21 protein-coding genes and 1 other annotated feature are annotated in these 22965 nt (G+C 40.0%); of the genes, 5 read left to right on the forward strand and 16 right to left on the reverse strand.

Translation table 11 applies throughout. From position 1 onward, the window contains the following. Window positions 1-45: 45 nt before the first annotated feature. Entirely contained in the window at window positions 46-1476 is a 1431-nt protein-coding gene (proS, locus tag ABES02_RS25035) for a proline--tRNA ligase (RefSeq protein ID WP_430140490.1), read from the reverse strand. 48 nt (window positions 1477-1524) lie between these two features. After that, window positions 1525-1741: a binding site (T-box leader), on the reverse strand. Between the two features lie 144 nt (window positions 1742-1885). Here proS and ABES02_RS25040 point away from each other — a divergent pair. Together ABES02_RS25040 and ABES02_RS25045 are read left to right on the forward strand one after the other, a co-directional pair. Continuing rightward, on the forward strand, window positions 1886-2029 hold the full coding sequence (locus ABES02_RS25040) for a hypothetical protein (RefSeq protein ID WP_430140491.1): 144 nt from the start codon (window positions 1886-1888) through the stop codon (window positions 2027-2029). Between the two features lie 111 nt (window positions 2030-2140). Further along, a complete protein-coding gene (locus ABES02_RS25045) occupies window positions 2141-3031 on the forward strand; it encodes a cupredoxin domain-containing protein (protein WP_430140492.1) in 891 nt (296 codons plus the stop codon). Between the two features lie 52 nt (window positions 3032-3083). Here ABES02_RS25045 and ABES02_RS25050 read toward each other — a convergent pair whose 3' ends face one another. The 6 genes from ABES02_RS25050 to ABES02_RS25075 form a co-directional block, all read right to left on the reverse strand. Further along, window positions 3084-3611 (reverse strand): PepSY-associated TM helix domain-containing protein, encoded by a 528-nt coding sequence (locus tag ABES02_RS25050; RefSeq protein ID WP_430140493.1) that lies wholly within the window; start codon window positions 3609-3611, stop codon window positions 3084-3086. A gap of 112 nt (window positions 3612-3723) precedes the next feature. Continuing rightward, entirely contained in the window at window positions 3724-4992 is a 1269-nt protein-coding gene (locus tag ABES02_RS25055; protein ID WP_430140494.1) for a sensor histidine kinase, read from the reverse strand. A gap of 9 nt (window positions 4993-5001) precedes the next feature. Beyond that, a complete protein-coding gene (locus ABES02_RS25060; protein ID WP_430140495.1) occupies window positions 5002-5673 on the reverse strand; it encodes a response regulator transcription factor in 672 nt (223 codons plus the stop codon). 92 nt (window positions 5674-5765) lie between these two features. Continuing rightward, window positions 5766-6932: an ABC transporter permease gene (locus tag ABES02_RS25065; RefSeq protein WP_430140496.1), complete on the reverse strand. Its 1167-nt coding sequence runs from the start codon at window positions 6930-6932 to the stop codon at window positions 5766-5768. Further along, the gene (locus ABES02_RS25070) at window positions 6910-7620 is read right to left on the reverse strand and encodes an ABC transporter ATP-binding protein (protein WP_430140497.1); all 711 of its coding nucleotides are present in this window, start codon (window positions 7618-7620) and stop codon (window positions 6910-6912) included. Before ABES02_RS25070 ends, ABES02_RS25065 begins: the two co-directional genes overlap by 23 nt. Beyond that, complete coding sequence (locus ABES02_RS25075; protein ID WP_430140498.1) at window positions 7620-8597, reverse strand: efflux RND transporter periplasmic adaptor subunit; 978 nt, start codon at window positions 8595-8597, stop codon at window positions 7620-7622. The genes ABES02_RS25070 and ABES02_RS25075 overlap by 1 nt, the downstream gene beginning before the upstream one ends. A gap of 215 nt (window positions 8598-8812) precedes the next feature. Here ABES02_RS25075 and ABES02_RS25080 point away from each other — a divergent pair, with 215 nt between their 5' ends. Next, window positions 8813-10276 carry a TerD family protein gene (locus ABES02_RS25080; RefSeq protein ID WP_430140499.1) on the forward strand — a complete coding sequence of 488 codons (1464 nt, stop codon included), beginning with the start codon at window positions 8813-8815 and terminating at the stop codon, window positions 10274-10276. Window positions 10277-10329: 53 nt separating this feature from the next. Here the strand turns inward: ABES02_RS25080 and selB are convergent, their stop codons facing one another. The 5 genes from selB to ABES02_RS25105 all read right to left on the reverse strand — a co-directional run bounded on the left by selB (window position 10330) and on the right by ABES02_RS25105 (window position 15171). After that, a complete protein-coding gene (gene selB, locus ABES02_RS25085; protein WP_430140500.1) occupies window positions 10330-12213 on the reverse strand; it encodes a selenocysteine-specific translation elongation factor in 1884 nt (627 codons plus the stop codon). Window positions 12214-12284: 71 nt separating this feature from the next. Continuing rightward, window positions 12285-13091, reverse strand: a complete 807-nt coding sequence (gene coaW / locus ABES02_RS25090; RefSeq protein WP_430140501.1) for a type II pantothenate kinase — start codon at window positions 13089-13091, stop codon at window positions 12285-12287. Continuing rightward, window positions 13066-13596 carry a hypothetical protein gene (locus ABES02_RS25095; protein ID WP_430140502.1) on the reverse strand — a complete coding sequence of 177 codons (531 nt, stop codon included), beginning with the start codon at window positions 13594-13596 and terminating at the stop codon, window positions 13066-13068. The genes coaW and ABES02_RS25095 overlap by 26 nt, the downstream gene beginning before the upstream one ends. Before the next feature lie 650 nt (window positions 13597-14246). Then, entirely contained in the window at window positions 14247-14711 is a 465-nt protein-coding gene (locus ABES02_RS25100) for a hypothetical protein (protein ID WP_430140503.1), read from the reverse strand. Window position 14712: 1 nt separating this feature from the next. After that, the gene (locus ABES02_RS25105) at window positions 14713-15171 is read right to left on the reverse strand and encodes a GNAT family N-acetyltransferase (RefSeq protein ID WP_430140504.1); all 459 of its coding nucleotides are present in this window, start codon (window positions 15169-15171) and stop codon (window positions 14713-14715) included. A 190-nt stretch (window positions 15172-15361) separates the two neighbouring features. Here ABES02_RS25105 and ABES02_RS25110 point away from each other — a divergent pair, with 190 nt between their 5' ends. Both ABES02_RS25110 and ABES02_RS25115 read left to right on the forward strand, forming a co-directional pair. Beyond that, window positions 15362-17017, forward strand: coding sequence for an FAD-binding dehydrogenase (locus tag ABES02_RS25110; RefSeq protein ID WP_430140505.1), 1656 nt, complete (start codon window positions 15362-15364; stop codon window positions 17015-17017). 58 nt (window positions 17018-17075) lie between these two features. After that, entirely contained in the window at window positions 17076-17396 is a 321-nt protein-coding gene (locus tag ABES02_RS25115) for a putative quinol monooxygenase (protein WP_430140506.1), read from the forward strand. Window positions 17397-17592: 196 nt separating this feature from the next. Here ABES02_RS25115 and ABES02_RS25120 read toward each other — a convergent pair whose 3' ends face one another. The 4 genes from ABES02_RS25120 to ABES02_RS25135 all read right to left on the reverse strand — a co-directional run bounded on the left by ABES02_RS25120 (window position 17593) and on the right by ABES02_RS25135 (window position 22955). Next, window positions 17593-20730 carry an AAA family ATPase gene (locus tag ABES02_RS25120; RefSeq protein ID WP_430140507.1) on the reverse strand — a complete coding sequence of 1046 codons (3138 nt, stop codon included), beginning with the start codon at window positions 20728-20730 and terminating at the stop codon, window positions 17593-17595. Further along, a complete protein-coding gene (locus ABES02_RS25125) occupies window positions 20727-21872 on the reverse strand; it encodes an exonuclease SbcCD subunit D (RefSeq protein ID WP_430140508.1) in 1146 nt (381 codons plus the stop codon). Before ABES02_RS25125 ends, ABES02_RS25120 begins: the two co-directional genes overlap by 4 nt. A gap of 157 nt (window positions 21873-22029) precedes the next feature. Further along, window positions 22030-22230, reverse strand: coding sequence for a cold-shock protein (locus ABES02_RS25130; protein ID WP_026575162.1), 201 nt, complete (start codon window positions 22228-22230; stop codon window positions 22030-22032). Window positions 22231-22601: 371 nt separating this feature from the next. Continuing rightward, the gene (locus ABES02_RS25135) at window positions 22602-22955 is read right to left on the reverse strand and encodes an ArsR/SmtB family transcription factor (protein ID WP_430140509.1); all 354 of its coding nucleotides are present in this window, start codon (window positions 22953-22955) and stop codon (window positions 22602-22604) included. Window positions 22956-22965 lie beyond the last annotated feature (10 nt).

The raw sequence follows: 22965 nt of genomic DNA on the forward strand, positions 1-22965 counted from the left end.
AAAAAAGGTCCTTCCGGAAACGGAAAGACCTCTCATATTGCTCTTTTAATATGCTTTTGCCCAATAAACCATCTGTTTCGCTTCTTTACCACAGCAAACACATTTGTCAGAAAGATTTTCCTGTTCAAATGGGATGCAACGGGATGTTGCAGTCGTATCTTCTTTAATTTTTTCCTCACAAGCTAATTCGCCGCACCACATTGCTTTGATGAATCCTGGCTGTGAATCCAATGATTCCTTTAATTCAGGAAGCGTCAACGCTACAGATGTTCTTTCCTCGCGATGCTTTAATGCTTTGTTATATAAATTGCTTTGAATGTCATCTAGTAATTCAACTAACTTCGATTCTAATTCATTTAAAGGAACAATTACCTTTTCTAAGGTATCCCTTCTTACTAATACAACTTGCTTGTTTTCAATATCCTTTGGACCAACTTCTAAGCGAACTGGAATTCCCTTCATCTCGTACTCATTGAATTTCCAGCCTGGCTTTTTATCACTGGCGTCGATATCAACACGAGCAACAGCCCCAAGAGACTTTTTCAAATCATATGCAAAATCAAGAACGCCTTCTTTATGCTGAGCAATTGGCACAATCATCACTTGAGTTGGCGCCGCTTTTGGCGGAATCACAAGGCCGCGGTCATCACCGTGAACCATGATTAAGGCGCCAATAATTCTTGTGGTAAAGCCCCAAGATGTTTGGTGAACATACTGCAGCTTTCCTTCTTTGTCTGTGTACTGAATTCCAAACGCTTCAGCAAAACCTGTACCAAAATGGTGGGAAGTTCCTGATTGCAATGCTTTTCCATCATGCATTAAGCTCTCAATTGTAAAAGTAGCTTTTGCACCGGCAAATTTTTCTTTTTCGGTCTTTTGCCCTTTCACAACCGGAATTGCAAGGATTTCTTCACAAATGGCTGCATAAACATTCAGCATTTTAATCGTTTCTTCCATTGCATCCTCATCTGTCGCATGGGCGGTGTGGCCTTCCTGCCATAAAAACTCTAATGTCCGAAGGAATGGACGGGTAGTTTTTTCCCAGCGAACCACGTTAGCCCATTGGTTATACAGCTTAGGAAGATCACGATAAGAATGAATGATATTTTTATAGTGCTCGCAAAATAGAACCTCTGAAGTTGGACGAACCACTAATCTTTCAGCCAATTCTTCAGAACCGCCATGTGTAACCCACGCCACTTCAGGTGCAAACCCCTCAACGTGATCCTTTTCTTTTTGAAGCAGGCTCTCAGGTATAAATAATGGCATATACACATTTTCATGCCCGGTTTCTTTAATGCGGCGGTCTAGTTCATTTTTAATATTATCCCATAATGCATAGCCGTATGGGCGGATAATCATCGAACCGCGGACGCTTGAGTAATCGATTAAATCTGCTTTTGTTACTACATCTGTATACCACTGGGCAAAATCCTCGTCCATGCTGGTTACATCTTTTACAAATTCCTTTGCCATTTTTGACACCTCATTATTAAAATTAAATAGAAAAAGGCCTTGATCCTAAAAAGGGACCAAGGCCTGGCGGTACCACCCTAAATTCATAAAGCAAAATTGCTTTAAACTCTTTGCATGATAACGGATTTTATCCGCATGTATCTTCAAAATATCCGATACAGAACTCAGAGGCAGGTTCAAATGACTGTCTTAAGAAACCTCGCACCAATGGTTTCCTCTCTTGATAAGACCTTTTCAGTTTACTAATCCTCGTCAATGTTTCAATAGTATTTTTTGAAAATTATATATGTCCCATTGCAAAATGTCAAATTATATTTTGGCATATATTTCTTCAATGGCCAAAAAACTGCTTTCAACTTATAACTAAATCAGTTAAAATGCAAATATTAGAAATAATGGGGTGATTCGCATGAAGAAAGATAAGGATGAGCTGGATCAAGAAAATGAAGAAAAAGAATTATTGCTTGAACTTATTAGAATGCAAAATGAATCCCTAAAACGTATTTTTAAAAATACTATTGATAAAGAAAAAGAAAATAACTCACAGCCCTAATATTCATAAAACGTTCAATTGCTGATAACTCCATCATGAATATTTGCATTTATAATATTCTTATGTTGTTTAATCAAAAAAACAAGTAACGACATAAGAGGAGACAAAAAAATGAATATTTTTTCGCTGATTTCAGCAGCCCTTGTTGCGATTGGTACCGGCTATTCAATTTTTCTAGTTTACCGTCATAAACGCAAACTGCAAGGTACGCCAGGGGTCATGATTAGCATGGTTATTGCGGTGATTACAGGTCTTCTTTCAGGGAGTATCATCGGAATCCTTTCTGGGGAGACATTTCTTGTCGTAGGAGTCAGTATGATTATTGGATTCGTCATTGGTTTCTTGGCAGGACATCCAATTGGAATATTGGCGATATTGATGGGCTCGATTGCAGGATTGATGGGTGGTATAAATGGAGCGATTTTGGGAGTATTTCTTCAATTCATTAACCCGACAATTTTATTAGGTATTTTAGTAGGTTTTTATATTCTCATCATCGGTTTTGTCATTGTTTATATTTTTGTTACGACAAATAATAAGTATTCGATTAATACCGAAGAGCTCTCACCATATGCCATTATTGGGGCTGGCGTCGTGCTCGTATCCTTGTTTTTATTTATGTATTCGAGCGATATGGTCAAAATTCCTGGTAAAGCAGAAAGCGCAGAAGCCCAAACAACTCAGAATTCAAGCAGTCAGGATATGCCTAAAACAGAGGTTGATGTTACAAAGGAAAGCTCACCAAAAGTGAAAATGCTTGTAACGGATAAGGGCTATTCACCTAATGTCATCCGCGTTAAAAAAGGGGTACCAGTGGAGCTAGTAATCGAAAATCCACTGGAAAATAGTTGTTTATCCACATTTATGATTCCAGACTTTAATATTACCAACGTGAATCTTAAGACAGGTATCACGAATCTCACGTTTACTCCTGACAAATCAGGAGAATTTACCTTCAGCTGCGGTATGCATATGTTTAAAGGAACAATCATTGTAGAATAGATACGGGAAAGGAAAAAGCACACGAGCCGAAATAGTGTGCTTTTTCTAGGTTTCAATCTACTAATACCTCAAAATTTTCTTGTTGACGCTTTCTTCTTTTTCGATCAGCGCTAAGAACTTTAAGTGATAGATAGATTCCTGAACTAGTTAAGAATATCATGGCAATTGCCGTTAAGTCGATCAACCATTTGATATTTGTGTTTCCTATTCTTCCTTCATGGAGACCTCTTATCGTGCTTAGGAAAGAGCCCTGCCCCATTCCTTCACCGCGTATTCTGCCAGCGAAGTTTCCATTTCCCCCAAACCCCGGAGGTCCTTGGAATTGACCATTTGACTGGCCTTGCATTTGACCGTTGGCTTGTCCGGAATCTTGAGGATTACCTTGACCTTGATTGAATTGACCTTGATTAAATTGCCTTTGGTTAAATTGTCCCGGCTGGAAATTCCCTCTCCCTCCCTCAAACTGTGATTGACCAATTAACCATGGCTCATTCATGAGTAAACCAGTAATCGACTCCATAAAGATTAAAACAGAGGCAATTAAGCCGATGCATAAATGCGCCCTTCTCATTTTTTTCATATTGATTGGACTCCCTTCGTGTTTTCGTGCTGTACATTATGTGCTTGTACAAAATTAATAAGCTAATTATGAAGGAGGTTCCTTAAGATTTTCTTAAAAAAAGAACCCAAAATTAATTTTTTTGGGCTCTTGGAAAAATTATTTCAATTGTCGTTCCCTTACCAAGGGTACTTTGCACTTTTGTCTTCCCGTGATGTTTTTCAATTATCCATTTAGCAATCGATAACCCAAGTCCTGTTCCTTCAGCAGCCGTCCGGGCCTTATCACTTTGGTAAAAACGGTCAAAGATTTTCGGAATGTCTTGTTCAGGAATGCCTATACCGTTATCTTTTACCTCAAGGATGATTGAAGAATGAGTTTGTTTACAGGAAAGGAGAATATCCCCGCCTTCATTCGTGTATTTCATGGCATTATCTAACAAAATAACAATCAGCTGGTGAATCCTTTCCTTATCCGCCAAAAAAGTAACTGGTTCGTTGGCTTCTAAGCGCAGGGACTTTTCTTGGTACATGGCGATTTCTTCATAGTGCTGAATAATTTCCTTTAAAAGATCATTCAATTGGAATGAATCTTTCTTCATTTCGATTTGATCGGAATCGGACCGAGCAAGTGTTAAAAGATTCGCCACCAACTTGGACATTCGTCTTGATTCGGTTGAAATGGCCGAAACATCAAGAATTTTATCCTGTACCGTGGCATTAGGGCTTCGGAACAATAAATCCGTCTTCGCCTGGATTACCGCGAGCGGCGTCCTTAACTCATGTGAAGCATCGGAAACAAATTCTTGCTGCTTCTGCCAGGCTTTTTTTATCGGAACAAGCGATCTCCCTGCTAAGAAATAACCTGATGCGATGGCGCAAAGCACACCTATTCCACAGCCAACTAGGATGATGATAAGGAGCCTATCCAATAATTCCTTTTCCGAGTTGACATTCCGAATGAATTGGACCTTTATTTTTCCAAGTTGAGGATGTTCAACCTCGAAAGCGATAAATCGAAACGAAAAATCCTCTACATCGACATCTTGTAAAACGTTCAACTTTTTGGGGCGAATCATTTTCTCATTATCTTGGAAAAGTTCAGACTCTCGGTTTTGTTCAACCAAGAGTTGATTTTTCTCGTTCCATATTAAAGTGGTAATCCTCGGGTCTCTCCGCATGAATCTTGGCACCTGACCACCATCACCATCACGAATATTCCCAGGCCCAGCAGGCTCCTGCTGGTTTTGAAAATGATTAACCGATTCTAATAAAGACTCGTTAACATCCTTATATAATCTATTTTCAGTATAAAAATAAATAATACTTCCAAGAATGCTGATTAACACAATAAAAACCAAGGAGTTTAACAATGTCAGTCTAATATGTGTTTGACGAAACATAAAGTACTCCTATTCTTCGTTAAGCATATAGCCTACGCCACGAATGGTTTTTATGTCCGAATGATACCCATATGGTTCCAGTTTTTTTCTAAGATGGTGCATAAACACTTCAACGATCGCAATTGTCGTATCAGAATCGAACCCCCACACTCGGTCATAAATTTGTTCTTTCGTTAAGATGACGCCTTTGTTTTGAATCAGATATTCCAATAACTCGTACTGCTTGGTCGTAAGCTTAATAGAATCACCATCAACAAGGATATCTCTCTCTTTCCCGAGGAGCTCAATTCCCCGGTACTGAATCGTTTGATTTGTCGTTAAACTGCCGCTTCTTCTTAACAGGGCCCGGATTCTTGCCTTAAGTTCAGCTGCTTGAAATGGCTTAACTAAGTAATCGTCACCGCCGCTATCCAATCCTTTTACACGGTCCTCTAAGGAATCCCGGGCGGTAAGAAACAGAACGGGTATTTTGATCCCGTCTCTTCTAATTGTTTGCAGGACTTCAAATCCATCAATTTCAGGAATCATGACATCGAGAACAATGGCATCATGAATATTTTGCATCGCCAAAAATAAAGCGTCCTCACCGTTGGATGCCTGATCCACTTCAAACTCATCTGATAATAACTCAACAATTGATTCTAATAAAGGAAGATTGTCTTCTACAACTAATAAACGCATATTGATCTCTCCAATTAATGAGGGCATATTTTCTATATCATTATATAGTAAACAAAGCGGTCGCAGCATACACGAGTCCGCTGTTTACCAAATTATTCATATCGAAGGGCTTGGATTGGGTTCAATTTCGATGCTTTATTAGCAGGGAATACACCAAACACCACTCCGACAACCAATGAGAATAAGAATGATAATAGGATGACGGATGATGTAAAGGAAACGGTTAAACTTAAAATCGACGATAATAGTTTCCCAATCCCTACTCCAGCCAAGATACCAATCAGTCCGCCAACACCACTTAAAACGACTGCTTCAATGAGGAACTGAAGAAGAACATCACGTCTTTTGGCCCCAATTGCTTTTCGAATTCCAATTTCCTTCGTTCGTTCTGAAACGGAAACGAGCATGATATTCATTATGCCAATGCCGCCAACCAGCAAGGAAATGCTGGCAATACCGCCTAACATCATGGTCATCGTATCTATTACAGAACTCATCGTATCCATTAAATCTTGCTGATTTGTTACACTATAGGAATCACTTTTGTTAGGATACATCGAGGCCATTGCCATTTCGACCTCATTCATTACATAATCCATTTGATCTTCGCTTTTTCCTTGTAAATATACTTGATTAATCGACGTGCTTTTCACTAAACGCTGTCCAGTACTAAGCGGGACAAGCACGACATTATCACCGCTTTGTCCTAACGAGCTTCCTTTAGAAACTAACACGCCAACTACTTTAAAGGAGGTCCCTTCAATTTGGAGATACTGCCCGACTGGGTTTGTACCTCCAAAAAAAGTAGAAGCCGTTTCTGAGCCAATAACTGCTATCTTTTGTCGATATTCAATATCAAGGTCGGTAATGAAACGGCCCGCACTAACCTTGGTATCACGCACTGTGGAGTAAGCCGCATTCGTTCCAGTTAACGTTACCTGGGAAGTGGTTCTATCCTTTTTAACATTGACACGACCGGAAACGACTGGAGACACGGCTTTGACCCCATTCAATTTACTTAGTTCGCTAATTTTATCTTCTGTTAAAGCTAAATCTGTCCCAAAGGTATTAATCGTTAATAGATTAGTTCCTAGCTGATTAATCCTGCTGGTAACGTTTTGTGCCGAACCTTGTGCAATAGATACAAGGACAATGACCGAGGAAACACCAATGATCATCCCCAGCATCGTTAATGTAGACCTCAGTTTATTACTTTTAATGCTGCGAAGGGCCATTTTAATAGATTGCAAAATTCCCAACTAGTTCACCCCCGTTCACTTGCAATTGACCATCTTGAATGCTGACCATGCGATTTGCTTGCTTGGCAATTGCTAAATCGTGGGTAATTAATATGATCGTATGGCCCAGTTCGTTCAATTCCTTCATGACGTGCAAAATTTCTTTGCTTGTTTTACTATCCAATGCACCGGTTGGCTCATCGGCGAGCAGGATTGCGGGATTGCCAACAAGGGCCCTGGCAATGGCGACCCGCTGCTGTTGACCGCCTGAAAGCTGGGTCGGCAAATGACCCGCACGCTCTTTCAGTCCAACCTTGCTTAGTCCCTCTAAAGCCCTTTCCCGACGCTCCTTTGCCGGAACCCCGCTATATAACAAGGGTAGTTCGACATTCTCAATAGCTGTTAGTTTTGTTAACAAATTAAAATTTTGAAAAATAAAGCCGATTTTTTGGTTTCTGATCGTTGCTAATTGATTATCATTCATTTTGCCAATGTCCTTGCCATCAAGGAGGTACTTGCCTGCCTGAGGCCTATCGAGGCAGCCAATCATGTTCATCAGAGTGGACTTGCCGGAACCAGAAGGACCGATGATAGCTAGAAATTCACCCTTTTCGATATCCAGTGATACATTATTTAAAGCGTGAACCGTTTCACCGCCAAGTTTATAGGTTTTCATTAAGTTACTTATTTGAATAATTGGTTTCCTCATTAGTTTCCACTCCTCCCACTAAATTGTCCTTGTCCACCTCCGTTACGGTTCATACCGCCCATGTTGCTGAAACCGCCCATGCCGCTGCCAAAACCGCCGCCTTGCATCATTCTTTGGCTATTATTAGTGGAACTTCCTGTAGCTAATTGAGGCAATTGAACGGTTTCTCCTGCTACAACACCTTCGGTAATTTCCACATAATCCTCATTAGCCAAACCTGTTTTAACGTTTTTTTGCTCGCTTCCAGTACTTTGATCCGTTGAGTCTGAAGAGGAAATAATGACATATTTTTGATTATTCGAGGTGTAAATAGCATCCAACGGCACATAAAGGGCATTTTCTTTACTAGCCGTAAGAATACTTGCTTCTGTGCTCATTCCTACTTTAAGGTTGTCAGGTTTATCAATATGAATCGTCACATCAAAGGTAGACACGCCATTTGTTGATGTCCCTTCCTCTGACACAGTTGTAACTTTTCCTGTGTAGGTTTGATCAGAAAAGGCATTTACTTTTAAACTAACTATTTGCCCAGTTTTTATTTTTGGAATATCCAGCTCGTCAATTTGAACAACAGTTTGTAAATCTTTGTAGTTTGTTAAATGGGCAACAACTTGTCCACTGGTTACTCGTTCTCCGGCAGTAACAGCAAAAGTAGTAACGATTCCATCAGCAGGTGCTGTAATCGGATCACTGCCGTCGGTAAAGGTGATGAGTTCGTCCCCTTTCTTTACTTCCTCCCCTGCCGCCGCCAACACTTCATCGATTTCATTATTATCTATTGTTGACTTGATATCTTCACTGGTAACGGGTTGTACAGTTCCGGATCCACTGATTTTCACCTCAAGTTTGCCTTCTTGGACAACTGCAGTCCTCACTTTTGCAGTCGTGGTTTGCGCATTCGTTTTTGAAGCATACCATTGATAGCCAACAAAACCCACGACTAGAACACCTAATGCTATGTAGATCCATTTTTTCATATCACTTACTCCTTTTCTAATCCAAGCACCGGGGCATGGACATAATAAATTTGGAATAAGACTATTATTCAATTCGTTCCTTAACTTTTCCTTAAAGGAATGTAAATGAAACTTTTCAGAATGTTAAACGTACATATTAATATTGAAAAAGAAATTTTTCCCTTTTTGGAAAATAGATTTATACTATCCATAAAAAAAGATTAGGAGTGAAAAGTGTGGGTGTTACTCTTAGCAAGGGGCAAAAGGTGGATTTGACTAAATCTCACCCTGGCCTGCAAAACGTTGTCGTGGGGCTGGGATGGAATATTAATCATCTTGGTTCTAATTATGATCTAGATGCTTCTGCTTTTTTATTAGGACCAACTGGCAAAGTAAACAGCGATCAAGATTTTGTATTTTACAACAATCCTTCAGGAGGAAATGGTTCCATCCTTTACAGCGGAGATAATCGGATTGGTTCTGGAGTTAGGGATGACGAACAAATCAGGATCGATTTAAACAAAGTCCCTGAGCATATTCACCGGATTGCTTTTACAATTACGATTCATGACGCCCAAGTGAAACGGCAAAATTTCGGACAGGTTTCCGATTCTTATGTCCGTATTTTTAATGAACTGACGAATGAGGAATTATTAAGATTTAATTTAGGTAGGGATTTCACAGTTGAAACGGCGATTGTTGCTGCAGAACTATACCGTCATAATGGAGAATGGAAATTTAATGCGATTGCCAGTGGATTTCAAGGTGGATTAGCGGCATTATGTCGTAATTTTGGAATTACAGTGGACGATCCACCAGCTGTCGTACCATCCACACCAACCCATGTTCAGCAAAATTACCAGCAGAACCAGAACAGTTCTTCATCTTTTCAGCAAAGTAATCCGAGCCAGCAAAACCAAAATCAATATGATCCATACAGGCAAAGTCAAAATAACCAACATACCTTTCAGCAGCCCATTCATCTGCAGCCTGATTCATCATTCAGGCAGCCTGCTTATGGCTATCCAGCACAATCGTCTCATGCTTCTTCTCATCATACATATGGCGGTGATGAAATCATTTGTCCACGCTGCCACTCTTCGAACGTAAGGACAGGTAAGAAGGGGTTCGGTCTTGGGAAAGCCGCAGTCGGAGGATTGATCCTTGGTCCTGTAGGACTCCTAGGCGGTTTTATTGGAAAAAATCAATTAAAGTTTACTTGCAACAACTGTGGAAGCACTTGGTCCCCTTCTAATACAGATTATATGGAATGGGCCAATACTCAAAAAAGGAAGGCGCAAGAAATATTTAATCGCTATAAAAGCCAGGATGTCCTCGATGCAGTTGTAGCGGCCTGTGCATTAGTTGCCATGGCTGATGGGTATTTGGATGCTTCTGAACGGCAAAAGATGCTCGATTTTGTCCATCAAAGTGAGGAATTACGAGTTTTTGATACTACTAAAGTCATTCAAAAATTCAATATGTTTATTTCTAAAATGGAACATGACCGCATGTCGGGCCGTGCAGAAGCCTTCCGTGCTCTTGGAAAAATTAGAACAAAACCTGAAATCGCCCGTCTAGTCGCCAGGTATTGTATCGCAATAGGTTATGCTGATGGTCATTTTGATCAAAATGAACAACAAATGGTTGCCGACATCTGCCGTGAGCTTGGACTAAATCCAACTGAGTTTCTATCCTAATGTCAAATTGAAAAGGCCTCGAAATCCAGCAAGGAATCGAGGCTTTTTCCTATTTATTTTTTCCATACCCGCTTATTTTCCACTCGCTTGGTATGCCCCATTGCATCCAGCCTTTCTAAAAAAGGGATCATGTATTTCCGTGAAAGATCCAGCACATCTTTCGCCTCTCCCACTTCAAACTCAGAACCCGTTTGACTCCGAAGTCTTTCAACAGCTGCTTTAAAAACCTCTCCATGATAAGCAAACTGCTCATCTAATGGAACAATTAGCTGCTGGTCCTCAAGGAACCGCAGTAAATCAAAAACAAGGTTGTCAGGAATACCGGCTGCTCCAAAATAGTCTTTTAAATAACGAACCTTTAATCCGTCCTTGTTTAGTTCCTCCAGCATATTTTCTGTCCGCTTCGCCCAGCTTTTCGGCACATGCGGAACAAAAGTCGCTAACGATACAAACTGTTCTTTGCGTTTAAAAATACTATTCGCAATCCCATTTTCGACGACGAAATCCAATAAGGTCTTAGGAAATCTTTTTTGCATCGTTTGTAAAAGTTCTGCTTTATTTATTCCCATTTTCATTGGATTGATCTGATGATAATCCTGCAATCTATCAAAAATATCCTCTTCAATTGCATTGATTAATAGCTGAAGTGTATATTCCTTCCCATTGTATAAAACAAATTCTTCATCACGTAAATGACCGGTTAAAGTTGCTTCATCAAGTGCAGTCCGCTTAATTAACTCAGATAATGGCAGGCTTTTAGCTTCGACCAATGCTGCCGAAATCCGTTCTTTCGGTGTTCCTACTTTTTTCTTTTCCAATTCATCAATGGTTTGATTACCAAATCGATATTTATGGCCCCTTGGGTCAATAACCCAGCCACCGCCTATCGTCTCTTGCGGGCTTGGCCTTCTTAGGATAAAACGGTCTCCTCTTTTCGTGAGAATCTCATCTTCAAGCCTTAGCTGACAAAGGATTTCCCCATTCTCTTCCTTAATCTCGTTGCGGTCAAAGAAAACGATTCTTCCCATAACTTCTGCTGTTCCAATATGTAGTTTAATCGGCATTCGTTGTTTAACCAAATGCTCGAGTTCTTCAACAACACGAATGGCCACATCAATAGTTTTTGTAACAATAAAATGTTCGGAAGAAACCAACACATCCCCGCGCTCGAGGTCTTCTTTTGAAACACCTGAAAGATTGATAGCCGCGCGTTGTCCAGCATATGCTTTTTGTGCTGATTTATGATGAACTTGGATCTGCCGGGCACGGACTTCTATCCCTTGTGGCATAATTAGTAAACTCTGCCCTTCTTCAACACTTCCCTCATAAACGGTCCCGCGGACAACGGTTCCTTGGCCTTTAACGGTAAAAACCTGGTCAATTGGCAAACGGAATGCACCTTTAGCATCGCGCATCTCTTGTTCTTTTAACCTCTTGATAATTAATTCTTTCATTTCCTCGATTCCCTTATGGGAAAGGCTGTCAACAAGCACAAAAGGAGAATCCTCGAAAACTGTGCCAGTCAGTTCTGTTAAAATATCATCTTTGACTAGATCAATAAATTCCCCGTCTACCCGGTCAATTTTCGTAATAGCCACTAAACCTGTTTTTACACCTAAGAATTTTAATATATCAAGATGTTCACGCGTTTGTGGCATCACTCCTTCATCTGCTGCAACAACCAGCACGACTAGGTCTATTCCTGCCACTCCAGCAATCATTTGCCGGATAAACCGCTCATGTCCAGGAACATCGATGACAGAAATTTGAATCTCATCATCTTCATATAATGGAGCAAATCCGAGCTCAATCGAGATTTGACGTTCTTTTTCTTCCTTTAAACGGTCGGTATCGACATTAGTAAGTGCCTTTGTTAAGGAGGTTTTCCCATGGTCGATATGTCCCGCCATTCCAATTGTAAAGTATCGTTTTTCCAAGTTTGCCACCTACTTTATCGGTCTACCTCTCTACTGTAGCTTTTATGAAATCATTGTTCAAGCGAACATTTTTAGACAAAATAAAAAGCCCCGATCGCCCCGCAATATTCCCCTTTATCTAGGTAAATAGTCTTTAGCCCTAATCTTGACAAATAGTATTCTAGAGTTGTCTTGAAAGAATCATTTCCAAGCAATGTGCTGCCGATAAGGACAACTTCTTTAACCTGATGAATGGCGGCAGCCTGTAAGGTTAAAAGGACTATGGTTTCTGCAATCATATTCACTACAGCCGCTATTCTGTCGGCAGCCGAATGTTTCACTTTTAGGCCCTTGGCAAAATTAGCCGCAGTTAAATGGCCATCAATTGGTGGTTCGGCAGATTCATATATATCCTTTACAAGGAGGTCAATATTCTCTTTATCTCCTTGTTTGGCAAGGTTAATCAGATCATGAAATTCCTCATTTTTGGTTAACAGAGAGCCTAGCCCAGTAAATGTGCCTCCACCCATTCCGCTCCCAAGAATGCGTTCATACTTTTCTCCAGCAACTAGGTACCAGGAAGTCCCCGTTCCAATGTTAACGAGTAAAAAGGGATGATCGCTTTTTTTGCATTCCTCAAGCAATAAAATCCGTGCACCTTCACATGTAGCTTGAAACTCAGGAACGGATACCGCGCTTTGAAAAAAATTTTGTTGAATCAGATGGGCTTTTCCACCCGTCACGGTTACTTTTACATTTGGTGCAGTAATGTTTAACCAGGTTATCGCTGCACTAAGTTGGTTGATGGGGTACTTTTTATAATGAAGTTTATTATTTTCCTGAAAAACAAACTTAACAAGTGATCCGCCTGCATCAATGCCTGCTTTTGGTTGTAGCAAACCCAACACCTCCATGAACATATTGGTAAGGTTTAAGTATTCTAAAGAATAGAACAAAAAGAGATTGAACAAACAGATAGATACAAATCGAATAGATCATATTGTATCCGTCTTTATAGTGAAAAACACCCAACTTATGGTAAATCCATTCGGTGCCTAATGAAACAGCTGTTGAAGCCATGATGAAAAACACTAGGTGATGATCACGAATTTGAAGTTTCTGATAAAGAAATAAGAAAATATATCCAGCAGGTGGATAAAGGAGATAGACAGGTATATCCATAAAAGTATATGCCGGACCGTCCATAATATCGTATAAATCAATCGGTGTTGCTCCAAACGAGTTATCAAAAATGCTCGAGATCGTTAAGGAGTATAAAAAAATAAAAACAATCATTTGCTTAGAAAAAATTTTGGGAAGCAAGAAGTAGATGCCCCAGGAAACAATCACGGCAGCTAGGACAAAGTAATCATTTAGTCCAAATCCTTTTTCTGTCCACATCATCCCCTTTTCCCTCCTTCAGTCCTCTAAACCATTTCATTGCAATGATCATAAAATATAAAAAAAGATAATAATATCCTATGGTAAAAACATGATTCCATTTCTTGAAGCTATACAATTCATTGTTAAGATTGAATTTATCAAGAAGTAAAATGAGAAGACTATAAATTAAGATGAAGACCAACTTTTTAAGTTGAGAGTAATTCATTATGATAAGTGTGAAATATGAGAGACAAAATGGAATAAACACACTGCGAAAAAGAAGAAAAGCAATATATAATTTTGGCTCTGTTGTTGTTTTCATCCATTTAAATGTCTCAAACAGCCCTAAATAAGTATGTGTATTTATGAGGCAGCTTAAGAAAACAAGAAAAGTAACTTCCATTTTTGTGCCCCAGCTTTTTTTTCGATTAAAAGTGAGCAATCCCACCATCAGCCAGCTTATGACGAAATAAAAGGTAATGACCATGAAATCTCCTCAATTGAACAGTTTCCTGTCATAGTTAGTTTTATCATTTCCTTATTTTTAAAAAATACATTTGCTTGAACCAAAATTACATTATTTTTAAATAACAAACCCTACTATCTTTCTCAATTTAAACAACTAAGGAGCCCAAATTGGCTCCTTTAAATTTTAATATGGGAGGACCATATTAAATTGCTATTGATTTTAAATCGTTCAAAAGCATTTCTTTTTCATTTTCGTTTTCAACTTTTTGAGCGTATTCAATAGCTAGCTGTAAATGCAATTTTGCAGGATCACTTTGGGCTAAAAGGACATTGGCACGGGTTAATGCTTCATACGCATATCCGATGTAAAACGGTTCAATATTGCTTTCTAAACTAATATCTAAGCAGCGTTCTGCATAAAAGTATGCTCGCTCGCCATTACCAACTGTTGCATAGACTCTTGAAAGCTGCCAATATCCAATTGATAGATTTTTAGGAGTATGATTGTCTACCTGTGTCCAATGCCAGAAAGAAGAATGAGCAAGATGAAGCATTCTTTCTTCCTCTTCTTTCGTCCTGTCAGTCATATCCAATAAATCCCAGGTTGCATTAAAGCATTTTACAGCTAATTGTTTGTGTGAGAAAGTAGATTTGTCTTTTACTGTCATTTCATCCATCCTTTCTTTTTTCGAAATTACTGATAAATAAACCAGGAACAACTTCTATGTCACCGACTAAGTGAAAACCATTTTTTAGATATAAATTTTTTGCAGGAGTGTTATCTTTCCCGGTCGATACATTAATCACTGTATAGTCTGAAAGATTAATCTCAACACAAGCCAATAGTTCTTGCGCAATTCCTTTTCGCAAATGATTGGGATGGACAACCATACGGCAAATCGTGACTTTTCGTTCTTTATTCGTGAAGGAAATAGCTCCTGCTAACTCATCCCCTACAAAATACCCAATGAAGGTTTCGCCACAATTTTTTAATTCTTCTATCGTCTCAACCAAAGGCGGTATTTCGTAAAAATTAATTAAGTCTGCCTCAATGCGGTAAGATGCTCTTTGTAATTCATATAGTTCCTTTACTAAGCGATCATCTCGAAAATTAATCTCTTTTATCATGGTTATTCCTTTCTATTGTTGTAAATATTCATTTAGTATCTTTCTACATTTATTCCAAAAATACCTTTCTAAATGACACCCAGACTATTATTAATATCAATCCATTTACTTGTTTTTTTAGTTTTATCGAAAAACACAGACTTTTCTGTTAATATTAAGCTACTATTGTTACTTTAAGGGGGAAGTAATTTTGAAGTTTGACGTAATCGTTGTCGGTGCTGGACTGGCCGGGTTAGTGGCAACCGCTGAGCTTGCAGATGCGGGGAAGAAAGTGCTGCTCTTAGACCAAGAGCCCGAAGCCTCGCTAGGCGGGCAGGCCTGGTGGTCGTTTGGAGGACTATTTTTAGTAGATTCACCTGAACAAAGAAGGATGGGAATTAAAGATTCCCGCGAACTTGCTTGGCAAGACTGGTTAGGTGCAGCCGGATTTGACCGTGAAGAAGATGAGGATTATTGGGGCAAAAAATGGGCGGAAGCCTATGTTAATTTTGCTGCTGATGAAAAACGTGAATGGTTGTATAGCATGGGAGTTAGGTTTTTTCCAGTAGTAGGCTGGGCCGAGCGCGGTGGATATCTTGCTGAAGGCCATGGAAATTCGGTGCCTCGATTTCATATTGTTTGGGGAACTGGTCCCGGACTTGTTAAACCGTTTGAGGAAAGAGTTCGGGCGGCAATGGCGAAGGGCCTTGTTGATTATCGTCCCCGCCATCGGGTTAATGAATTACTTAAGGAAGATGGTGCTGTGGTCGGCGTCAGAGGTGATATTCTCGTTCCAAGCCCTGCTGCCCGTGGTGAAGCAAGTTCGCGTGAAGTTGTCGGAAATTTTGAGTTTCATTCCCAAGCCGTCATGGTAACAAGCGGCGGAATTGGCGGAAATCATGAAATGATTCGAAAAAATTGGCCATCCCGTTTAGGTGAAGCACCTAAAAATATGATTTCTGGTGTACCAGAGCATGTGGACGGCCGGATGCTTGCTATTACAGAGGACGCTGGCGGACGGATTGTCAACCGAGACCGCATGTGGCACTATACAGAAGGAATTAAAAACTGGGACCCTGTCTGGCCAATGCATGGGATCCGCATCCTCCCCGGTCCTTCGTCTATTTGGCTCGATGCAAAAGGAAAGCGTTTTCTAGCACCCAATTTCCCTGGTTTTGACACCCTGGGAACACTGGATGCCATCATGAAGACGGGTTACGATTATTCATGGTTCATTTTAACCCAGAAAATCATTGAAAAAGAATTTGCTCTCTCAGGTTCGGAGCAAAATCCAGATTTAACAGGGAAAAGCATTAAAAAAGTATTATCTCGAGTACTTCCAGGTCCAACAGCGCCAGTTAAAGCGTTTATGGACAAAGGGGAGGATTTTGTCATTGCCAATAGCCTGCCTGAACTCGTCGCTGGAATGAACAAGCTAACTGGTGACCATTTACTTAACCATGATGAAATCGAGCGGCAAATTCTTGCAAGAGACCGAGAAATTGACAACAAATTTACAAAGGATCTGCAAATAACAGCGATGCGCGGTGCACGAAATTATCTTGGGGATAAACTAATCAGGGTGGCTCCTCCTCATAAAATTCTTGATCCCAAAATGGGACCGTTGATTGCTGTTCGCTTAAATATTGTCAGCCGAAAAACACTAGGAGGTTTGCAAACAGATTTATCTGGAAGAGTTCTTGGTGCTGCTGGGGAGCCTATTCCTGGTCTTTATGCCGCTGGTGAGGTGTCAGGATTCGGCGGGGGCGGGATTCATGGTTACCGCTCATTAGAAGGGACTTTTGTAGGAGGATGCCTATTCACGGGAAGGCAGGCAGGCCGAGCACTGGCAAAGGAATTAAAGTAGGACTGTGAATTTTTAAATTGAGTGTTATTTTAGTATCAAAAATGATGGAGGTATACGAATGTCTGCATTAGTATTCATGGCGCTTTATCGGCCAAAGCCAGGTAAAGAAATGGAATTGAACGAAGTTCTTAAAGGTCATATCACAACCTTACGGGAAGAAGGATTAATCACTGATCGTGAGTTATTAACGCTTCAAGCAGATGATGGTACCATTATCGAAATTGCTGAATGGAAATCTAAAGAAGCGATAGATACTGCACACCAATCCCCGACCGTTATGGCCGTTTGGAATCAAATTGGTGAACTAGCAGAATTGACAAGTCTCTCAACACTCGCTGAAGCCCAATATCCGTTTCCGAACTTTAAAGCACTAAAGTAAGATAAAGTGTGATATTCCTATTTGAGAGTTTAGGAAGTCCCTTTAAGATTGCTCTATCGGACAAAACACTATTAAATCCAATGGATTTTGTCCCATAGAAATATTTCTAGGACCAAACCCTCACAATTCAACTGACAAGGATTAAAAAAAAGAAGTGAGATTTCACTCCGAGTGAAATCTCACTTCTTTCTTAATTTCAGTTTGTAAACAAAAACTCCGTCGTGCTACCTGTCTGCCCAGCCCTGACCTCGAGTCGGACATCAATTCGTTCTTTTAATTCAGGAACGTGTGAGATGATACCCACCAAACGCCCGCTGCTTTGGATATCCATTAACGCTTCAATCGCTTGATCAAGCGATTCTGGGTCAAGTGTACCAAAGCCCTCATCAATAAACATGGTCTCTAATGAAACGCCCCCTGCATAATTTTGGACGACATCTGCCAGTCCCAACGCTAAAGATAAGGATGCCTTAAAACTTTCGCCGCCCGATAACGTTTTAACGTGGCGCTCCTGGCCGGTGTATTGGTCAAAGACAAGCAGCTCCAATCCGCTCTGAGCATTTCCTTTTGAACGGTCCGTTTTTCTTAATAATTGAAAACGTCCTGACGTCATTTTTCTTAATCTCATATTGGCTTCCCGCAAAATATCATCAAGGAAGGAAGCGAGCACAAAGCGTTCAAAGGTAATCCGGAAATTATTTTGGCCTTTGGCAATATCGGATAGATGACCGATAAGCTTATACCGTTCTTCAAGGACCTTCATATTGTCATTCAAACGTTCTATCTGGCTGTAGATTCCCTCATTATCCCGTTTTTTCACAAATAGATCTGTGCGCTGATTAGTAAGAGTTTCAATTTCACTGCTGACCCTGTTTACTTCGAGTTTAAGTCCCTCTACATCCGGAGTTTTCACGTCTTTTAACAGCTCTGTTAATTCTGTCAAACGATCTGTTACAGAGCGCAATTCTTCCCGATATTGGCGAATTTCCGTTTCTAACAGACGGATATCTGTTTCACTAAGTTTGGACGAATGGTACATTCCAAAGGTATCGAAGCCCTGTTCAGAGAGTCGATTTTTAAACATTTCACGTTCTAATTTAAGTTCATTTTGTTTTTCAACAAAGTGCATTTCTGCATCTTGCAATCGTGCTGATTCAGTCGCAAGCTTTTCTTTTGCCGTCTGCATGCGCTCCTGGGCTGCTTCTAACAATTTTAGTAATTTTTCATGATGCTTCTTAGAAGCAGAAAGTTTATTTTCATATTCAGCCTCTGAACGAAGATTCTCTGGAATCACACTCATCAATCTTGTTAAATTGGTTTTCTTTTCTGTATACCCAATGGTTAATTCAGTCACTTCTGCCGTCAATTGCTGAAGCATTTTTTGTAAATCCAGCTTTTCGGATTCTCGTGTTAATAACTCTTTCTTCATACTTTCAAACTGCTCAATTTGATTAGATAGTTTCCTTTGTACTTGAATAAGGTTGTTTTTAGCAGAAGTAACATCAGACTTTACGAACGATAAATCACTTTCAACAAAATCTCCCCGGTGAGTCGTGATTACCTGTAATATTTCCTCCATCGCTTCCCGCTGAACTTTCTCAGCCGATTGGCTTTGATATAGGGCTGCCTCATCAGCAGATTTTTCTTTTTCCCATTTCCCTACCTGCTCTTTAGCTGTCTTCATTTCCTGTTCATTCGGAATAGCATCATCATTATTAAGCGCAGGTGCTGGATGATGTTCGGAACCACAAACAGGACATGCCTCTCCCAATTGAAGCCTTGATGCTAAGAGCGACGCCTGGCCATGGAGCCATTTATTTTCCAACACTTCCACTAGCGACTTCGCATCCGCTAATCTTGCAGAAGTATTCTCATACCGATCTGTTATTTGGTTAAGATTTTGCACAGCTTTTTGATGTCGAACGTTTAGTGTTTCATATTTTTCTATACGCTCTAATTCTGCTTCAAGCTTTTCAACCTGGCGTTCATTTTCAAGGAAAGTAATCTTGCCTTTTTCAATTTCTTCCTTTTGCTGCTGTAAAAATTTAATTCTTTCATCCAATTTTTCTAGATTTCTTTCTGACTGGTTCTGCTTATCCTTGGCAGTTTTTAATGACGCTTCCACTCGCGCAGCCTCTTTAACCATGGCAGCAAACGAATAAACATCCTCTTTCATATTCAAAAGTCGATTTACTTCCTCTAGTGCTTCCTTCCGCTCTCCTTCTCGCTCAACCTCTTTTTGGAGTTGTCCTTCGTATTCATTTAGCAAAACTTTTAGTTTTTCAATCTCGCTTTTCATCGTAAGAACATTAGCACCAAGCTGGTCTTCTTCCTTTTTCAAGCGATGGCAAAGTGCTTCTTGTTCTGCTAAAACAGCTGCTCTTTGTGCCCTCTGGACCTGCTTTTCTTTTTCTACATACGATTCTTCATGAGAAATTAACTGAGCTCTTTGATCTTTAAGCTTCTCTTTCGTTTGCAGCTGATTAAGGATCGCTTCGGCTTCGAACAGCTGATTCTTTAATTTGTCTTGCTCCTGAGACTTGTCCTTCAATTGGCTGTTTAGCTGTTCGAGCCTATTACCCAACCCTTCTATTTCAGCTTGCAGGAGCGGCATGATGATCGTGTCATTCACACTGTCTGCGTTTAAATAATCACGGAGTTCTTCATTTACAACTGCATGAATACGGCGAATGGCTTCCCCACGTGCTTGTACTTGGTCTTCAACAGACCTTTTCAGCTCAGCTGCTTCATCCTTCAGTTTTTCTTCAACCAATTTATAAAACTGTGTATGGAATAGTCTTTGCAGGATGACTTCCTTATCTTTACTGTCTGACGTTAATAGCTTGCGGAATTCGCCTTGTGGAATCATTAGAATTTGCCGGAATTGATTGGCATCTATCAGCATAATCTCTTTGATCTTTTCTTCAACATCCGTTATTTTGGACGCGACGAGTTTTTTCTCGCCAGTATCATCCCAAACATGTAATTCGGCTTTCGCTCCGATTGGAGTAAAGCCGTCCCCTTTGTCCTTTTTCTTCTGCTGCTGAGGTGATCTGGTGATCGTATACACCTTGTTTCGAAGTGAAAAATCTAGAGATACCTCTGTTAAAAGCTCATCTTTGGCAAATTGACTTCTAAGGTCAGGACCGTTCCGATCCTCTCCACTCGCTTTTCCATAAATAGCATAACTGATTGCATCGAAGATCGTTGTTTTACCCGATCCCGTTTTTCCAGAGATCACAAACATCGTCCGATTGCCTAACTTGGTGAAGTCAATTATTTCCGTTTCTGCATAAGGGCCAAACGCCTGCATGGTAAGTTTTAATGGTCTCATTTCGCCATTTCCCCCCTTAGCACTTTTTCAATGACATCAACCATTGCCTCTTTTTTATCTAGACTAAACTCAGCTGTAGTCATTTCCGTGTAAAATTGCTCAAACAACTCTATCTCCGACTTCTTCTCACTTCGTTTGGCATTAAAAGACTGCTTTTTCTTTAAATCCGTCACATCGATTTTTCGCTCGAGGTGAAGAACATTCGGGTAAACTTGTCTGAGTTTATTAATCGGATCAATGAGGGCGCCCTCATCTAGCAAGGTTATTTTTAAATAATCATGAATCAGTTCTTTTTCATAAAAGTGAGGATCAAGTAATTCTTCTAAATGTCCTTCCAGTTCACGCATATCATGTTTTGGTGTTAGAGAACGATAGCGATGGGTAAAATGACCTTTATCATCCATTTCAATGATCGAAATTGACTTTTTCTGTTTGGCCTCGGAAAAAGAGTATTTTAACAGGGATCCAGAATATTTCACCTTTTGATGGTTTATCGCATCAGGACTGTGCAAGTGGCCAAGTGCAGTATAAGAGAAAGGTTCAAACAACTCAGCACCAACGCAACCAGAGCCCCCTACCGATAACATCCGTTCGGAGTCAGATGTTTGCCCTCCTAATACAAAGGCATGTCCAACTAGGACGTTCGGTTCATTAGGATTTAGTGTTTCCTCCATTTTTCCAATGAGAGCTTTCATGGCATCCTGATGAGTATGGATGGAATCATCCCCTAAAAGCTGTCTGACGACCCCTGGTTCAGCGTAAGGGACGAGATAAAAGTTCACTCCATTGATTTGAACGGGCTTAAAGCTGTTAGAAAGTTTTCCTGATAAATAGAACTGGCTATGCTTGTACCACGAACTGCCAAATGAAAGCCGTTCAGCACTATCGTGATTTCCGGCAATGGCAACGACAGGCGTTTTCAAATCAACATTTATTTTAAAAAGAATATCATCAAGTAACTCTACTGCATCAGTTGGTGGAACTGATCGATCATATAAATCACCAGCGATAACAACGGCATCCGGCTTCTCTTCTGCCACCATATCCACAAATTGTTCAAGCACTTCCCGTTGATTCTCTGTCATATAAACACCATGGACCAGCTTGCCTAAATGCCAATCCGCCGTATGGATAAATTTCATTTCCCTCACCCCACTGCATTTTTTCAATACTTCTATTATAGCAAAATACCATTAATTAGGGCCCTGGAAATAGTAGCAGATTACTGGAATCTCGCTAACTATAACAATAAAAAACAGCCCGGCACATGTCCGGGCTGTTATAATTGGTTTTTTTAAATTACTTTTTAGTTACGTTAGCAGCTTGTGGTCCACGAGCTCCTTCAACGACTTCGAAAGAAACTTCTTGACCTTCTTCTAAAGTTTTGAAACCTTCAGATTGGATTGCAGAATAGTGAACGAATACATCGTTTCCGTCTTCTGCTTCGATGAAACCGAAACCTTTTTCTGAGTTAAACCATTTTACTTTACCGTTTTTCATGTGAAAAAATCCTCCTATTGGCTTGCGTCAAGCCGTGTGTAAAATTCACCAAATTACAACGCGATAGCTTTACTTCAGTTCCTCATCCAAACAACGATTAAAACTTTGAACAAGCTTGTAACATAAATCTAATCTCGTGCAACGGCTGTTTAAAATTTATCATTTTTAGGCATTTATGTCAAGAAAGTCACTGGTGACAGGAACCTACACTATTCTACATAACTACCAATATCTGTTTAGAATATACCCCTTTATTATGAATCTCCAAATCAACTATTCAAGTATAATGTCATATTTTGTCGAAAAATAATTGTAATCGTTTTCTTACGGGAAATGGGTTACCATTAATTCAAGTAGAAAAGCCCAAGAAATTAATTCTTCGGCACAACGGTTACCTCTTCATCTTCTTTAAATTTATCCAATATCGTAATAGTATCAACAAGATGATTATTAAAGATTTGCCTTGCAACGGCTAATAATTCAATAATCATGGGATCTTTCAGTGTGTAAATAACCTTATTCCCTTCTTTTGTTCCAGTAACAATATTTTTTGCTCTCAATATGGTTAGTTGTTGTGAAACTGCCGAACCTTCACTGCCAACAAGGGTTTGAATTTCATTTACGTTTTTATCCCCTTCTGCTAAAAGTTCTAATATGCGAATTCTCAAAGGATGCGCAAGCGCTTTAAAAAATTCCGCTTTAAACTGCTGCATTTCAAGATTCATTCTTCCACTC

The sequence above is a fragment of the Neobacillus pocheonensis genome, assembly GCF_050477905.1.
Lineage (GTDB): Bacteria > Bacillota > Bacilli > Bacillales > Cytobacillaceae > Neobacillus > Neobacillus pocheonensis_A.

Coding starts and splice junctions, on each gene's coding strand:
- ABES02_RS25040 (WP_430140491.1), top strand. CDS start 1,886: ATGAAGAAAGATAAGGATGAGCTGGATCAAGAAAATGAAGAAAAAGAA.
- ABES02_RS25055 (WP_430140494.1), bottom strand. CDS start 4,992: ATGTTTCGTCAAACACATATTAGACTGACATTGTTAAACTCCTTGGTT.
- ABES02_RS25075 (WP_430140498.1), bottom strand. CDS start 8,597: ATGAAAAAATGGATCTACATAGCATTAGGTGTTCTAGTCGTGGGTTTT.
- proS (WP_430140490.1), bottom strand. CDS start 1,476: ATGGCAAAGGAATTTGTAAAAGATGTAACCAGCATGGACGAGGATTTT.
- ABES02_RS25060 (WP_430140495.1), bottom strand. CDS start 5,673: ATGCGTTTATTAGTTGTAGAAGACAATCTTCCTTTATTAGAATCAATT.
- ABES02_RS25135 (WP_430140509.1), bottom strand. CDS start 22,955: ATGAATCTTGAAATGCAGCAGTTTAAAGCGGAATTTTTTAAAGCGCTT.
- ABES02_RS25105 (WP_430140504.1), bottom strand. CDS start 15,171: ATGATAAAAGAGATTAATTTTCGAGATGATCGCTTAGTAAAGGAACTA.
- ABES02_RS25130 (WP_026575162.1), bottom strand. CDS start 22,230: ATGAAAAACGGTAAAGTAAAATGGTTTAACTCAGAAAAAGGTTTCGGT.
- ABES02_RS25095 (WP_430140502.1), bottom strand. CDS start 13,596: ATGATGTGGACAGAAAAAGGATTTGGACTAAATGATTACTTTGTCCTA.
- ABES02_RS25050 (WP_430140493.1), bottom strand. CDS start 3,611: ATGAAAAAAATGAGAAGGGCGCATTTATGCATCGGCTTAATTGCCTCT.
- ABES02_RS25115 (WP_430140506.1), top strand. CDS start 17,076: ATGTCTGCATTAGTATTCATGGCGCTTTATCGGCCAAAGCCAGGTAAA.
- ABES02_RS25070 (WP_430140497.1), bottom strand. CDS start 7,620: ATGAGGAAACCAATTATTCAAATAAGTAACTTAATGAAAACCTATAAA.
- ABES02_RS25125 (WP_430140508.1), bottom strand. CDS start 21,872: ATGAAATTTATCCATACGGCGGATTGGCATTTAGGCAAGCTGGTCCAT.
- ABES02_RS25120 (WP_430140507.1), bottom strand. CDS start 20,730: ATGAGACCATTAAAACTTACCATGCAGGCGTTTGGCCCTTATGCAGAA.
- ABES02_RS25100 (WP_430140503.1), bottom strand. CDS start 14,711: ATGACAGTAAAAGACAAATCTACTTTCTCACACAAACAATTAGCTGTA.
- ABES02_RS25045 (WP_430140492.1), top strand. CDS start 2,141: ATGAATATTTTTTCGCTGATTTCAGCAGCCCTTGTTGCGATTGGTACC.